9 protein-coding genes are annotated in these 15,959 nt (G+C 37.2%); 4 read left to right on the top strand and 5 right to left on the bottom strand.

Annotated elements, in window-relative coordinates; translation table 11 throughout:
• Positions 1–146: 146 nt before the first annotated feature.
• From BUE84_RS22825 to BUE84_RS22810, 4 genes are all read left to right on the top strand, one after another.
• Positions 147–4,949 carry a DNA repair ATPase gene (locus BUE84_RS22825; protein ID WP_079243626.1) on the top strand — a complete coding sequence of 1,601 codons (4,803 nt, stop codon included), beginning with the start codon at positions 147–149 and terminating at the stop codon, positions 4,947–4,949.
• A gap of 221 nt (positions 4,950–5,170) precedes the next feature.
• Complete coding sequence (locus BUE84_RS22820) at positions 5,171–5,539, top strand: hypothetical protein (protein WP_079243625.1); 369 nt, start codon at positions 5,171–5,173, stop codon at positions 5,537–5,539.
• Positions 5,540–5,580: 41 nt separating this feature from the next.
• Complete coding sequence (locus BUE84_RS22815; protein ID WP_079243624.1) at positions 5,581–6,996, top strand: PLP-dependent aminotransferase family protein; 1,416 nt, start codon at positions 5,581–5,583, stop codon at positions 6,994–6,996.
• 14 nt (positions 6,997–7,010) lie between these two features.
• Positions 7,011–7,496, top strand: a complete 486-nt coding sequence (locus tag BUE84_RS22810) for a GNAT family N-acetyltransferase (RefSeq protein WP_079243623.1) — start codon at positions 7,011–7,013, stop codon at positions 7,494–7,496.
• A 76-nt stretch (positions 7,497–7,572) separates the two neighbouring features.
• Here BUE84_RS22810 and BUE84_RS22805 read toward each other — a convergent pair whose 3' ends face one another.
• From BUE84_RS22805 to BUE84_RS22785, 5 genes are all read right to left on the bottom strand, one after another.
• Positions 7,573–9,426: a LamG-like jellyroll fold domain-containing protein gene (locus tag BUE84_RS22805; protein ID WP_079243622.1), complete on the bottom strand. Its 1,854-nt coding sequence runs from the start codon at positions 9,424–9,426 to the stop codon at positions 7,573–7,575.
• A 390-nt stretch (positions 9,427–9,816) separates the two neighbouring features.
• Positions 9,817–10,485, bottom strand: a complete 669-nt coding sequence (locus BUE84_RS22800; RefSeq protein ID WP_079244021.1) for an HAD-IA family hydrolase — start codon at positions 10,483–10,485, stop codon at positions 9,817–9,819.
• Between the two features lie 7 nt (positions 10,486–10,492).
• Entirely contained in the window at positions 10,493–11,647 is a 1,155-nt protein-coding gene (locus tag BUE84_RS22795; protein WP_079243621.1) for a TIGR03364 family FAD-dependent oxidoreductase, read from the bottom strand.
• Positions 11,648–11,658: 11 nt separating this feature from the next.
• Entirely contained in the window at positions 11,659–12,963 is a 1,305-nt protein-coding gene (locus BUE84_RS22790; RefSeq protein ID WP_079243620.1) for a DUF5690 family protein, read from the bottom strand.
• Positions 12,964–12,972: 9 nt separating this feature from the next.
• Entirely contained in the window at positions 12,973–15,798 is a 2,826-nt protein-coding gene (locus tag BUE84_RS22785) for a TonB-dependent receptor (protein WP_079243619.1), read from the bottom strand.
• Positions 15,799–15,959: the final 161 nt, after the last annotated feature.

Here is a 15,959-nt window from a genome sequence, read left to right as displayed (position 1 = left end):
GCTTTAGATGCTTTAAGAAACTCTAAGCTTCAAACCTTATAGGTTTCCAAAGCCTATAAGGTTTATATCAAAAAAATTTTCAAAGTACCACAAGTTATACAAAGACCAGCTGTTCTACAGCAGTCATGACAACCTAAATAAAAACGATGTCAGAACAACTTAATTCCGGAACTTACGAAATTATTCAGAACCGTTTAAATGAGCAGAAGAATGACTTAGTTCAGAGACTTCAGCAGCTTAATGAAAGCCGTAAAAATATATTTGGCGGAGTAGATTTCTCTCTCATTGCCAATGAAAGAATTTCGACGGATCACAGCTGTATTGCCAAAGATATCTATTCACTGGGTGATCTTCTGATTTTTGGATCTAATGCACACCTGGGACTTCAGACGGAAATCAATATTTCGGACGTTTTTTCAATATATAAAATCAATAATGACCGGTTTGAACCTCAGGATCAGACCCTCATCAATGATGACGTTTTCATCGATGAGTTCAGAAATCTTTACAAATATTACAGAAATACTTTCTTTGCCAGATTTACCTTCACGGAAAACTATCTTTATATGGTTTTTCAGCTGTCAGAAAGTACCACAGATATCAAAGCTTTTAAATGGTTGATCAAAGAGAATCAACTGGTCTATGTAGACTCAAGAAGTGCCTCCGAAACCTCATATCCTCAGCAGCATGGCTTTGTATGGACAAAGGCAACCAGAGATATGCAAAGGTCGGGAAAACATCCTCATATTTCTTTAGCAGATAAAGTTTTTGTAGAAAGCATCGGTGGAGATATCACCATCAAAGTAGAAGACAATACAGATAGTGGAAAAGGAATTTACTCTGAAGATGTAATTCATAAAGATCAGAATCTGGATGATGCAGAGATTCATTTCTGTGATCTGGATAATCTTGTTTTGTTTAAAATAAAGCCTTACCAGGAAACGGAACGCTATTTCATTTATAATCACAAAGAAAAAACCGTTTCCAGGGCAGATGCCCTTAAATATTCAGGACTTTTGCTTCCCGAAAATCAAGGTGTATTATTTTCAAACGGATATGCTCTTCAGACCGGAGGATTAAAAGTGATTTCTCAGGATCAGAACAGGCTTTATTACCTGAAAACTATTGCAGAACCCAACGGAGAGAATTTTTTATACGTTTTCTACGATGATAAGACCAACAATTATCAGCTGATCTCCTATAATATCATCACTCAGACTATAGAAACCCCGATACGATGCAGCGGTTTTACATTTCTTAATGACGGGAAACTCATTTATCTCAGAGAAAGCATCGAAACCACAAAACATCATCTGTCTCAGATCTGGCAGACTCCTTTTTCCAAAGAATTGTTGCCCAATATGGAAAAAGCAGACAGTTTACTTTACAAAATAGGAAATAAGGATATTGTAAGAGTAATGGCTGAGAGTCAGGAGCTGATAACCCTTCTGAATAAAAAAGATTCTTACAGTGGTTTGTATGATGATATTGTAAAGCTCTCAACCTTTATTCTTGATACTTACTATTTTCTTGGGGAAGAAGAAGTTCAGAAGCTGGATATGCCATTAAAAGAGATCAGAGCGATTGCGCATTCGGCCATCAATGAGTACGAAAAAGTAGTAGAACAAAGGAAGAATACAGAGGAAACTTTAGAAAAAATAAAATTATCCTGTGATAAAATTCTTGATGATACCAAAAGGCTTCACTATTCTCAGCTTACAGAATATATTGATGCTCTTTCTCAGATCAGAACATTAAGAGGAGAAGTGACAGGAGCAAGAGAGCTTAAATATGCAGACACAGCTTTGCTGGATAGATTGGAAAAATCTCTTGCAGGTCGTTATACAGAACTTTCAAATGCCTGTGTGGAATTTCTGCTTCAGGAAGGGGCATTATTGCCATACGAAGAAAGAGCACAGCAGATTTCCGAAGATATTATTGGACTCCAGAAAGCTATCGATGCCAAAACAATTGAAGAAAATATCAATACTCTTTCAGGACAACTGGAATTGTTGGTGGATATTGTCAATAACCTTAAAATTGAAGACACCTCCCAGTCTACCCAGATTATTGAAAACATCTCTTTAATCTTTGCAAGACTGAATCAGGAAAGGCTTGAGCTCAGCAAAAGAAAAAGAGAAATTTCAGGAAAAGAACTGGCTTCAGATTTTCAGGCTCAGATTACCCTATTTGACCAGTCTGTGATTAATTTTCTGGAACTTTCACAAACTCCTGAGAAATGTGATGAATATCTGACCAAACTCTCTATTCAGTTGGAAGAAATGGAAACGAAATTTATTGATTTCGAAGAGTTTATTCAGCAGATAGGAACCAAAAGAGAAGAGGTTTACGGACATTTCCAGAATAAAAGGGTACAGCTTACCGAAGCAAGAAATAAAAGAACTCAGAATCTTTTTGATGCTGCGCAGAGAATCCTGAAATCGGTACAGACCAAAGCAGAATCTTTTGACTCAGAAAATGAGATTAATGGCTATTTTGCTGCAGATCTGATGGTTGAAAAATTGAGAGATCTCTCCAGACAACTTGCAGAATGGGAAGATTCAGCAAAATCGGAAGAGATTCAGACTCTGCTAAAAACATTGCAACAGGAAACCGTAAGGAAACTGAAAGATAAGAAAGAGATCTATGCAGACGGAGAAAGCGTCATTGCATTGGGGGATTATAAATTTGCAGTCAATCAGCAGAAGCTGGATCTTACGCTGGTACTGAGAAATGCTCAATATTATTATCACCTTACCGGAACAAGTTTTTATGAACCATTGAACTTTACGGCAGACGAATTCAAAGAAGTCTGGAACCAGGAATTTGTTTCAGAAAACAACAAGGTAAAAAGATTTGAATACCTTGCCTGGAATGTATTTTCAGCTCACAAGGAAATAACCTCAGAGATTGAAAACGAAATGGCAGTGCAGCAGTTTACAGCAGAGCATTTCGGAGAAGGACTGGTAAAAGGAATTCATGATAAAGATGCTGAAACTATTGTTTTGAAACTTCAGCAAGTCCATAATGAACTGGGACTGATGAGGTTTACAGCACGGGAGAGAGCTTTAGCCCAGATTTTCTGGTTTTTCCTTGAAAGTGAAAGAAAAGAATACTATACCAAACAGTTTGAGGCAGCAGCTATTATTGCTCAATCATTCACTGTAAAACAGGGATTTGAATATCTGAGCAGAGAACTTTCGGAAGAAATGAAATCTTTTGCATCAGCGCATGGTATTTTTCTGGAGACGGATTATATCAATGCTGCCATATATCTTAAAAAAGAAGATAAAGAAAGCCCGCTGATCTCAGAAAAAGCTGCTGCTTTGTATGAATTGTTCATGAAAGAACTGAAAGAAAAAGGAAAAGACCTGGAGTTTATTACTCAGATACAGGTTATGTATCAGTATCCTTCAGCATGTTATTACATTGCCGAAAGCGCATTACAGGCATTTGATCCGGAGGCTGATGAAAATATCATACAGGAAGCTGCAGCATTTATCATTACTCAAAAGTTTGATCCGAAAAATATCAAACATATTGCTTATGAAGTCGCCATAAAAGAGCTGAAGTCTCTTGAAAAAGACACGGAATATTATCTTAACTACTTTGAATTTGTATCCCGACTGAGTCACTTTAATACCGTTACCGTTCCGAAATACAAACGTCTTCAGGAATTGAAATATAGTTGGGTAGATGAAAAGAAAAAAGCACTGAAATTAGATACTTTCAAACCTCAGATTTTAAGCTCATTTGTAAGAAATAAACTGATCAATGATGTCTATTTTCCTCTCATCGGAGCCAACCTTTCGAAACAATTGGGAACAGCAGGTTCAGATAAAAGAACAGACAGAATGGGAATGCTGCTTCTGGTATCTCCACCCGGATACGGAAAAACAACCCTGATGGAATATATGGCAGAAAGAATGGGGTTGGTATTTATGAAGATTAACGGACCATCTTTAGGATACGATATTGTATCAACGGACCCTTCTGAAGCCAGAAATGCAGGGGCCAGACAGGAGCTTGAAAAACTGAATCTTGCTCTGGAAATGGGAGACAATGTTATGCTTTATCTTGATGATATTCAGCATTGTAATCCGGAATTTTTACAGAAATTCATCTCTCTTGCAGACGGACAGAGAAAGATTGAAGGAATCTACAATGGAGAAAGTAAAACTTATGATCTACGATCCAAGAGATTTTGCCTTGTCATGGCCGGAAATCCATACACGGAGAGTGGAGAAAAGTTTAAAATCCCGGACATGTTGGCCAACCGTTCAGATACTTACAATCTGGGAGAAATATCCGGATCGAAAACAGACCTTTTTGACCTGAGTCTTATTGAAAATGCTTTAATGTCTAATGAATACCTGACCAGGCTGACCAATCCGGGAATGGAAAATCTATATGAACTCTATGATTGTGTAATTACAGATAATCCTGCCGATAACCTGAAAGGAAATTTTAGCTCCAGTGAAATATCAGATTTCAGAACAGTACTGAAAAACACAATCAGAGTGAGAAATATGGTGTTGAAGGTGAATAAAGAATATATCGCATCCGCAGCCATGTCAGACGATTACCGAAATGAACCACCATTCAAGCTGCAGGGATCTTACCGTAATATGAATAAGCTGATTGCACAGATACAACCGATCCTGAAAGATAATGAAGTCATTCAGATTGTGCTGAATCATTATCAAAATGAATCTCAGACGCTGACAACCGGAGCAGAAGCCAATATGTTGAAAATGAAAGAACTGATAGGGGTTCTTTCAGAAGAAGAAACCGAACGCTGGAATGAGATAAAGAAAACCTTTGTTAAAAATAAAACCCTGAAAGGACTGGGTGAGAGTGATAGAATGTCGCAGATTGTAGCACTGCTTGCCCAATTTGGAGACGGACTGGAAGGAATCAAAGAAGCCCTTAAAAAAGCAGAACAATAACCATGAAACTTTAAATAGTTGCAAACAGGCTGTTTCGGAAGAAGCAGCCTGTTTTTTATTTCTATGCTTATCAATTGTATGAAGAGAAAATCTGCGAAATCTGCTTTATCAGCGAGGGTAAAAAGACCAAATAAAAAAACCTGTATCCATAATATTGTATAGTTCTGTATCTGTATCCAAAATTAAATACTCCATAATTTTGTTTAGCTAAAGAAGAAAATATGGACACAATCACTCAACATCAGAAACAGTTTCAATATGCTGAGGCTTATGTATCAGATATGTTGGAGCTGAAAAACATTTTTCTGCAAACGCAGAATTTGAAGCAAGCAGATCAGAATTTCGGACTTCCTTTTCTTTTGGCTAAAAACGGAAAAGAAACTGTTGCTTTTGCCAGTCTTATCATCAATGAAAAGGATGAAATATCTTTTAAAATCTATGATAAAAACAGAATGACGGAATCAGAAAAAAGGAATTTTTATTCCCGTGCTGAAAGATATTGCAAAAATAATAATACACCCAATTTTAAGGATCCGGAACAATTAAAAAGCAGTATCAACAGTATGATCAGTTGGTTGAATCCTGAATAAAAACAGGATAAAATTGTACATTTACTTAAAACCCAGATCCTATGTCTAAAGATGTTCTGTACCTTAAAATAGCCAATTCTGTCACAGAGCAGATTAAAAGCGAAACCCTGCAGTTTGGAGACAGGCTGCCTTCATTGAGAAGTGCCCAGAAATTATACAATGTAAGTCTGAATACCATAAAACAAGCGTATATGGAACTCGAAAGCCGTTCGCTGGTAGAATCACGCCCGAAATATGGATATTATGTAAGCCAGACCTCCCAGCGAAAACTGGCGCTTCCTTCTGTGACACAGATAAAGGTTTCAGAAGGTAAAAATACCCCTCAGGATTTGATTGACAAGGTGTTCGGGAGTATCGGAGGGACAGATGTCACACAGTTTGCCCTTGGAATTCCCGGGAAAAGTCTCCTTCCGGTTGCCAAAATGAAGAAATGTATGATTGATGTGATGAAAAGGAAAAGTGACAGCGGTACCAATTACGAACCTGTGCAGGGAAGCGAAGTGCTGCGCCGGGAAATAGCCAAGTGGTCCATGGTTATGGAGGGGAAAATTACAGAAGATGATCTGGTCATTACTTCCGGAGCGATGAATGCTGTTTATAATTGTTTAATGGCCGTGACACAACCAGGAGATTCAGTAGCAGTAGAAAGCCCTGTGTATTTCGGAATTCTTCAGGCCATTCAATTATTGGGACTGAAGGCAGTTGAAATTCCTACGCATCCTATTACAGGAGTGGATCTGGATGCTCTGAAGAAAGTGCTTCCCAAGCTGTCTGCATGTTGTTTTGTGGTAAATTATAATAATCCGTTGGGATTTCAGATGCCGGACGAGAACAAAAAAGAGCTGGTTAAAATGCTTACCGAACACAATGTTCCTTTGGTGGAAGATGATGTCTACGGAAACATTTATTTCGGAGCAGGAAGACCGAAGCCTTGTAAGTTTTATGATGAAGCAGGAATTGTGATGTGGGTAGGCTCGGTTTCCAAAACGCTGGCTCCAGGATTTAGAGTAGGATGGGTAGCACCGGGAAAATTTAAAGAGAAAATTATTCGCCAAAAATTGGTTCAGACGGTGAGCGGACCTTCTTTATTTTCAGATGTGATTGCGGATTTCCTTGCTCATGGACGTTATGATCATCACCTGAGAATGTTCAGAAAGAAATTGTATGCCAACTACCTTCAGATCCAGAAATCGGTGATTGAATATTTTCCGGATAATACAAAAATATCAGAACCCAAAGGCGGTTTTATGCTCTGGCTGGAACTGGATAAGAGAATCTGTACGGAAGATCTTTATGATTTGGCTGTCAGTCAGAAAGTAAACTTTGCCCCGGGAAGAATCTTTTCACAATATAATCAGTATCAGAACTGTATGCGCTTAAATTATGCATTAGAATGGACAGACAGAGTGGAAAGTGACCTGGAAAAGCTGGGAAAAATGATAAAAAACAGAATTTAATAAACCTTATAGCGATGAATGATAGTAAGAATGAAGTAAAAATTGTAACCTATGAACCTCAGTATAAAGAAGCTTTCAAAGCTTTGAATGAGGAATGGATCAAAACGTTTTTTGTGATGGAAGCAGGAGATTACAAGCTTCTGGATCATCCCGAAGAGGAAATTTTAAATAAAGGCGGACATATAGCCTTTGCTTTGCTGGATGGAGAAGTTGTAGGAACCTGCGCATTGGTAAAAACGGAGGATAACCCTCTTACTTTTGAGCTGTCAAAGATGGCGGTAAGTCCTAAAGCACAAGGAAAAAAATTAGGATATCTGCTGGGAGATGCTTTAGTGGAAAAAGCGAAAGAATTAAATGCAGAAAAAGTGTTTTTAGTTACCAATTCTATTTTGGTTCCGGCTATTAAGTTGTATGAAAAGCTTGGCTTTATCCATACACCTATCGGTCATGCTGATTACGACCGTGCAGATGTCAGAATGGAGTTGATTTTCAGTATATAAACAAAAAAAAATATTAGAACTCGGATAGGAATATCCTTGTTCTAATATCAAATTTAAATCTAATTGCTTTACTGTTTTATTTCTTGATGAATGTCTTGGTCAGTGCTTTTTTGCTTCCGTTGATTTTAATGAAATACACACCAGCCGGAAGATTTCCGATATTGATTTTTTCATCGTAAAAACCTCTTGAAGACTTTAGATGTGTTGTTAAAACATTTGATCCTTTACTGTCTGTGATTTCTGCTTTAATTTCCTTATCCTCAGATTGATACTGGATTCCAATGAATGTTGAAACAGGATTCGGATACATTTTAAAATCTTCAGCGATTACCTTCGTCTCTTTTGCTGATAATATTTCTTTGGAACATGCCGGAATTCTATTCACTCCATCTATTCCCCATGAAGACTGCACCGGAATACAAAGCCAGTTCAGTACCGTAGGGAAGTGGTCTGTTTCTCTCGTTGTTGAGGTATAATCATAGATCCTAAAATTATTAACTGTACCTGCATTATAAGTAGGAGATCCTGTCACAGTCATATTGTTGGCGTTTGGACCAGAGTCTGTCACCATATTGCCTGAAGTTCCATTACATTTCCAATTGGCTAATAATTGAGAATAATAAGGATGCGAAGTTGTAATATCCTGGTTCGCCCAATTCACGATGACATCATTGGGAAGAGCCGATTTCCAGATTCTTACATCTTTATAAGAAGCCGCCAGATTAATTCCGTAAGCATTGGTTCCATCCTGGTTTAAGCTCAAAGGAAGACCGGAATCAATATTTCCGATCGTATTCATTTTAGCAAAAGTTACCGGAACACCATCTTCGTACAGGGTTACAAGACCATCTCTGTCAAAGCTTGCCGCAATATGTTTCCACTTATTCGTTTCCACTTTTCCGCCTACAAGGTCAATCCTGTTCGTTCCGTCTCCAATATTCATCTTGAAAGTCTGGCCGGAATATCCTGAGAATACAAATCCTTTATTTTTCCCATTAACCCAGTTTTTATTACTGATCATCACCGGATCACTGGAGTAAGCAGCATTCGGTTTCACCCAAAATTCAATGGTAAAATCCTGATTCGCTCCAAAATTAAAAGAAGTCTGATTGGCTGGTTTTGCATAAGTTCCGGCAGGGAAATTCAGCTGATTGAATGTTTTATTGGATTCCAGAATGGTTTTACTGATCTGTTGTGGGGTAAATCCAGGATTGGAGTACACCGTAAAAATATTTCTTTCTGTAAGATTTCCGCCTCCATGAGAACTTTCAATAGCTCCGTGATCTGTAGTCAATACTACCAGCCAGTCTTCATTATTATAAGAAGGTCTGTTTTTCATAGCAGTCACAATTTCTCCGATATAAGAATCTGTAGTCTTAATAGAATTTACATATTGAGAAACAGTAGATGAGAACCCATAAGAATGTCCGGCATGGTCTACATCATCGAAATCTACGAAGAGAATATCCGGATTATCATTTTGTAAAGCCGTAACAGCTGCATTTTTTACAGCAAGATCCGTTGCCAGATTGGTTTTTACATCCGCGGTTTGGATGATTTTATCGTTGATCGGCGACCAATGAGCCAGAGAAATAGTTCTTAGAGCTGGATTATAAGTCTCTGCTCTTGTTAAAAAATCCGGATAATTAACATAGTTCGGACTGGTGAAATTATTGTCCTGAACATTGTGTTTGGTGTGCCATACACCCGTCAGCATGGTGCTCCATCCGTTTCCGCTCCAGGTAGTGGCGGCGCAAAGCCCGTCAATAGAGTAAATTGACTGACTGATAAGGTTTTGGATGTTAGGAGTTGGGGTAGACATCATAACATCTGCACGGCATCCGTCAATACCAATAAAAAGGACTTTTTTGGTCTGAGCTCCAAGGAAACAGCTCATTACAACAGCCATTGAGAATAGTTTTGTTTTCATGGGGAAATAAGGTTTTAGAATTACAAAAGTTTACAAATAGTAATTTATTTTTAACTATTGTAAAATTAGTTTACTATTTGTAAATTTTTATGAACAGAAAGTTAATTAATTGATAATTAAAAAGTTCACAAAAAAAGCTGAATACTAACCACAAAAGTCACAAAAGAAAATGACTCTATTTATTTTAAGTTCTAGGCTTTGCGAATATAAATAAAGCTCACAAAAGCATCCGAAAATCTCCGGTTTTGACAAATATTAAATCGAACGTACGATATTCCCGGGTGTCAAATTGAAAATTTGACGGGATGGTAAAAACACAAACATTTCCAATGGAAAAACCATGAAAACATTTGTGTCAAGAAGTATTTAAAAATAATCTGAAAAAATGGATTAAAGAATACCTTCAGCTTCAGAAATGGTATTCAGAATATAATCCGGAGATGCTTTTTCAAGCGCTGACTGGGTTTGAGCTCCGGAAAGTACGGCTACTGTTAATCCGCAACCTGCATTTTTTCCCTCTTCAATATCAATAACAGAATCACCAGCCTTTAAAACTTTACTTGCTTCAGTAATATTGAATTTCTTCATCGCAAGTTGGATCATTTCAGGGCTTGGGCGGCTTTCTGAAACATCATCAGCAGTAATCAAAGCATCAAAATGAATATTTTCTTTCCAGTTGAGTTTATTGAGAAGCTGATGGGCGATTTCTGAGGTATAGCCTGTATTCAAAACGATTTTCTTGTTTTGAGCTTTCATATTCAATAAGAAATCTTCTGCTCCGTTAATAGGTTTTACATCCAGATTTTGATAAGATTCTTTCAGTTGATCAGAAAAATTCTCAAAAATAGCAGGAGCATCTTCTTCGTTCCCATTGATTTCCTTTAAAAGACTGGTAATGGCTTCCAGTTTTTCCATTCCGGCACAGCTGGATAATACTTTTTCCAGGCTTACATTGTAGCCATAATCATTCACGGCACTAGTAAGCGTTTTGTAAACTACATTATCCTCATCAATTGTTGTTCCGGCCATATCCAGAACGAGTAATTCTATATTTTTCATGTCAATGTTATGCGTATATTTTTTCAATATTAAATTTGGAAAAGCCACCGCTTCCGGTCATCCCTTTTCCTCCGATCCCTGTTACAATATGAATATTGGCAGATGGGCTGTGCTCAAAAATATCTTTCGTTTTGCATTGAGAATAGATTCCGAACCATCGTCTCTGAATTTCATAGGTGGGAAGATCAATAATTTTTTTTGCCTCATGAATCATGAATTCATCAATCTCCATATTAAGATCATATCCCAAATCATCTGCGTTTTTAGCATCTGCATATTCGTGAGAATCTCCTATGATGATAGAACCATCAAGAGCCTGTTTGAATAAAATATGAACTCCGTATTTCTTTTCAAATGAGTTGGGGTCTTCTAAAGCCTTGATTTTCTGAAAAGAAGGACATTCGCTGAAAGATTCATACCTTCTCACAGAAAGCCCTGTAAGGATATTTCCCTGAAGAGAATAGATTCCTTGAGGTTTGGTCTGAAGCATCTGAAGTTTACTCACCTCAAGATCGCTGTCATTGAATACTTTAGGATATAAAGTTTTAAACTCGTGTCCACCGCAGATGATGATTTTGGAAGCATTGAATTCTGTTCCATCTGCAGTAATAGCTATACATTTCAGATCATCTTCATGGGTTTCAAGAACCGTTGTATTGTAGAAAATCTGCAGTCCCATTTTTTCCTGAAGCAGCTTGTGAAGCTTTACAATCATATCTGCAGAATCTACGGAAAGTTCCTGTGGAAAAAACAAACCTCCTTTGCAATAGTCTGAACGAAGTCCATCAAATTTCTTGATGCAGTCATTTTTGGATAATAAAACAGATTCATAATCATTGTTTCTGTTGATTTCATAAAGTTCTTCAATCAACTGAAGCTCTTCATCATTGGAAGCAATATATACCGAACCGTTTTGTCTGATAGTAAGATCTGCCTGATCATGAAGTTCATTGTATATGGCCAGACTTTCTCTTCCGAAATTCTGCCACTTAAGATCCATTCCGGAAGGTACCACCTGTCCGAAATTTCTTACCGTAGCACCTTGAGGAACCGAGTTTCTTTCCAGTAAAGCTACTTTAAGATTTTTCTTCAGCGCATGATAAGCATGGAATGTTCCTAAAATTCCACCTCCTACAACGAGTAAATCAAATTTTGTTGTCATTGTACTATAATTTATAAAATTTTCGACGTATCGAAATTGATGAATTGATTAGAGTTTGAGTTTGATTTCGGCTTTGATTTGTTCCTGAAAGCCAGAAAAGCAACCACAGAAAGAATAAAAACCGTTATTGTTATAATGTAATTTAAATTGATATAAAAAGTAAGCCACGAGGTCTGAGCTGATCCGAAGTTTTTGTACAATAGAACCAGAACGCTTCCCAGATACCCGAAAGAATCCACAATATAGATCAGAAAACCTACATTTCCTTTGATCTCAAAAGCGGCAATCATCCGATCAAAATAAATTCCATTAAAAGGAATATAACAGATGTACATTCCGAAGCCGGAAATTGTCATCCATAAAAAAGGCGATAGAGAACCTTGCTGAAACAGATACGTAGAAAGTCCTACCGTAAGAATGCCTGCAAAAAGGATATAATGATAATAGGCAAATGCCTTTTTATTGTTTTTTACTTTTACCATAAAGCTTAAAATCACCAGAACCATTACGGCGATAGGTATTTCCGTTAAGGTGAAAATAGAGCTGTCGAAACTAAAATGCAGTCCATCCCAGATCTCTCGGTTGAAATTATCTCTGAAGTCTCTTAAAACCGTTAAACTGATATATAAAAAGATGATACATACGATCGGAACAAAAAACTGCTGAATCAAAGCTTTTCTTTCTGATCCATTCAACGGTTGTCTCTTGTTTTTAAGTAAAATATCTTCGTCCGAAGGTTGGGGGATTCTTTCAAGCAATAGCCCGAAAAGAATCAATGGAATTATGAAAATAAGTCCGGCTGAAAAAGGCATCCAGAATTCTGAAACCGAGAAAGTATCCATCAGAAATTTTCCTGCCGATTTTGTAAAACCTGAAGACACTACAAAGCTTGAACATAAAAATAGTCCGATGATTTCTGTGGTTTTTCGTCCTTCAATATAAGAGAAAACAATTCCCCAGATCATTCCCAACGGAATACCATTGATCAACATAAACAGAATATTATAAGGAGCAGGAACAGCTGCAAATCCTAATAATGCAAGTTCTGCAATGCCAATGAAAACAAACAGATAAGTGAGTCTTTTCTGAGGTTTCAGTTCGGAAATAAATTTGATCCCAATGAATTTTGAAATAAAATAGCCTACAGCCTGGGCAATGATAATCAGAATTTTATAATCTACCCCAAAATAAGAAAGTTCCTCGAAAGAAGCTACGGTAAAAGGTTTTCTGAAACCATACATGCAGAAGTAAACACCGAAAGCAGCAAAAGCGGCTTTCAGTGTTACTAATGTTTTTTTATTGATTGTTCTGGCCATGGTAATGGTTTAGAAGTTCAGTTTTATTCCAAGATTGAATCGGACTCCATAATATTCCACCTGTTCCGGACGATCTTCGCTTTTTCCGAAGTGATAGATCAGCGGTTTGTTCAGAATATTGTTCACATCCGCATACAAAGTCAGGTATTTGGTAAATTGATAAGAACCTCCGAAATCCAGATTGCTGTATTTACCATAATAAGAATCATTGATATCTTCTTCTGCATATTCTACGGCATACTTTCCTTTGTAGTTGTAAGCCAGTCTTGCATTGAATCCTTTTTTCTCAAAGAAAAGTTGCGCATTATACAACTCTTTGGCCTGGTAGGGAAGGGCTACCGTTCTTCCGCTTGGTTTTTCCATTTCGGAAGTCATGAAGGTGGCATTCAATTGTACTCCAAAGTATTGTAAAAACCCCGGAAGGAAGTCAAATCTTTTATTAATTCCCAACTCAATTCCTCCCAGCCATGCTGCTTTTCCGTTATTAGGAGCTGTAAATTGTACCCCGTTGATTCCATTGTAATCTCCGATAAAAGAATCCTGGAAAATAGGATCAGTAATTGATTTATAGAAAACACCGCCACTCAGAATTCCGACATTGGAAAAATAGTATTCTCCCATCAGGTCAAAATTCAAAGAATACGTAGGATTAAGATTAGGGTTTCCACCTTTGAACTCGTTGTCTGCTTCAATATAAGTTCCTCCCGGAGTCAGATCACCAAAATTCGGTCTGGAAAAAGTTCTTGTCGCAGCGAAACGAAGATTGGTTTTATCGTTCAACGTATATTTAAAATGAATCATCGGAAGAACAGCCAGATAGTTTTTGGTATTTTCTACCGGTGTCAGAACGTTATCATTCACACTGTATCCCCTTACTTTGGTATGGGTATTTGATAATCTGATTCCTCCTAAAATGATGATTTTATCATTCAGTTTATAGGTTGCCATTCCGTAAGCATCTGCATGTTTTTCAAACACATCAAAGTTTCTCCCTAATGCTTTATTATATTCCAATGCTTCAGAATCAGCTGTATTAATTTTCAGATTTCCCTGCTGATCATACCAAAACTGGTTCATTCCTGCGGTAGAAAGTACAGGCCCGAAAGTGTTTCCGATGTGGGCATTCATTTCACTTAAATATTTCGGTCCGTTGGGCTGTGTTGTGATATATTGAGAATAATCAGACAAAAGAGGTGCTGTACCACTGCCCCAGTTGTAGAAAATGTCTGAAAATCTTGCATTACGTTCTTTATCTCGGTATTTAAAACCATATTTTAAGGTCAGTTGATCAGAAGCATTGATCTCATGGTTGAAAGCCGCTACGATTTTATCCTTTTCCTCTACAAAAACCTTATAAAATTCAAGATCTGTAAATCTCATCTGCGAAGCATCCATTTTAAAGTTTGGATCACTGTAAAAACCAAACAATGCATCAGGATTTTTATAATCTAATTTACCACCGTCAGCTTTCCAATAGGCTCTGGGACCATTTCCATGATTGGAAATATAATCAGGATTAATACCTACACCAGACTGAGTGTACTTGATGACATAGTAAGAGTTGTTCTGCTTATCAGGAATATTTCCATACTTGAATTTGTTGTCGTAGTAAGATAAATCCCAGTCAATTTTTCCTTTATTTAAGTTATGAACTGCTCCCAAAGAAACAGAAGTAAGCTCTGTAATCAGTAAGTTATGGATATTCTGAAGCTCCACTCTTGCTGTATTATTAGCACTGCTGAATTTATCAAAACGGATTCTGTGTTTATAGTGGGTTTCATCATCCGATAAAGTACCATACATTCCTTTTAAATAGAAGGTTGTTTTTGGAGACAACACATATTCAAAAGCTGTATTGATCCCGGTTGTTTTTCTCACCCCGTTATAATCACGAAGTTCCAGCCTGAAAACGCCTTCGTCACCACTTCTTCGTGCTTCAAAATTATCTGTAGACCAATTTCTGATGAAATGAGCAAAGTTGAATAAATACCCGAATTTTTTATCTTTCGTTCTTCCTCCGTACAAAAATCCAAGGTTGTAAACCCCTTTGTCAGACTTTGCATTATAGCCGGTTCCCACAGTGGCTTTAAATTCTGTTTTCATCGGTGGGATTTTGGTGATGAAATTGACACCACCGCCTATTCCGTCAGCTTCAATATCTGGGGTAAAAGATTTGTTTACATGTACATAGGAGATCAGTTCTGTAGGAAAAAAATCGAATGCTGTTGCTCTGGAAGTCGTTTCTTCCTCTGCAGTGGGAAGTCTGTTTCCATTGATGGTTGTGGATGCCCAGAATGGCGGAAGTCCTCTCAGGGAAACAAATCTTCCTTCTCCCTGGTCTCTTTCAATAGAAACTCCCTGCACACGCTGTACGGTTTCTGCTGCATTTCTGTCCGGTAGCTTTCCAATTCCGTCTGAGGCAATCACATTGGTAATATTGATGGCATTTTTCTGAAGGTTTAAAGCTCTCGCTTCTGTATTTTTCAACGTTCCGGTAACGACAATTTCATCAATATTTTTTCTAGGTTGTGAAAGTTTAATAATTCCTAAGTCAACCGTTTGTTCTGGTTTCAGATCAATAGTAATATCTGAAGATTCATAACCTATATAGCTGATTTGTAATGTGTATTGGCCTTCTTTAATATCGTTGATGGTAAATTTTCCTTCGATATCAGTAGTTATATTTTTAGATAAGCCTTTTATTTTGATGGTAGCCCCGGGGAGAGGCTGGCTGCCGTCAAGAACAGTTCCTATAATTAACTGTTTTTGCGCTGAAACAAAGACAATGAAACAGACAAAAACAAGGGTAAGTAATTTCTCTAATTTTGTTTTCATTTTTACATATATTAAATTTTTTATGCAAATCACGCTAATAATTTTAATATATATAAATATTTTATATTAAGTATTATTTAACAAATAAACCCGATTTATTACGTCTTTTTTACTTTACAATCAATTGAAGTTACCTTTTGAAAATTCTACAAAATAGGGTT

The sequence above is a fragment of the Chryseobacterium indologenes genome (genome assembly GCF_002025665.1).
Taxonomy (GTDB): Bacteria; Bacteroidota; Bacteroidia; order Flavobacteriales; family Weeksellaceae; genus Chryseobacterium; species Chryseobacterium metallicongregator.
This window is presented reverse-complemented; position numbering and strand designations above follow the sequence as displayed.

Bases quoted from the DNA above. Each gene is read 5' to 3' on its own strand.
- BUE84_RS22820 (WP_079243625.1), top strand. From the start codon at position 5,171: ATGGACACAATCACTCAACATCAGAAACAGTTTCAATATGCTGAGGCT.
- BUE84_RS22790 (WP_079243620.1), bottom strand. From the start codon at position 12,963: ATGGCCAGAACAATCAATAAAAAAACATTAGTAACACTGAAAGCCGCT.
- BUE84_RS22805 (WP_079243622.1), bottom strand. From the start codon at position 9,426: ATGAAAACAAAACTATTCTCAATGGCTGTTGTAATGAGCTGTTTCCTT.
- BUE84_RS22825 (WP_079243626.1), top strand. From the start codon at position 147: ATGTCAGAACAACTTAATTCCGGAACTTACGAAATTATTCAGAACCGT.
- BUE84_RS22810 (WP_079243623.1), top strand. From the start codon at position 7,011: ATGAATGATAGTAAGAATGAAGTAAAAATTGTAACCTATGAACCTCAG.
- BUE84_RS22795 (WP_079243621.1), bottom strand. From the start codon at position 11,647: ATGACAACAAAATTTGATTTACTCGTTGTAGGAGGTGGAATTTTAGGA.
- BUE84_RS22800 (WP_079244021.1), bottom strand. From the start codon at position 10,485: ATGAAAAATATAGAATTACTCGTTCTGGATATGGCCGGAACAACAATT.
- BUE84_RS22815 (WP_079243624.1), top strand. From the start codon at position 5,581: ATGTCTAAAGATGTTCTGTACCTTAAAATAGCCAATTCTGTCACAGAG.
- BUE84_RS22785 (WP_079243619.1), bottom strand. From the start codon at position 15,798: ATGAAAACAAAATTAGAGAAATTACTTACCCTTGTTTTTGTCTGTTTC.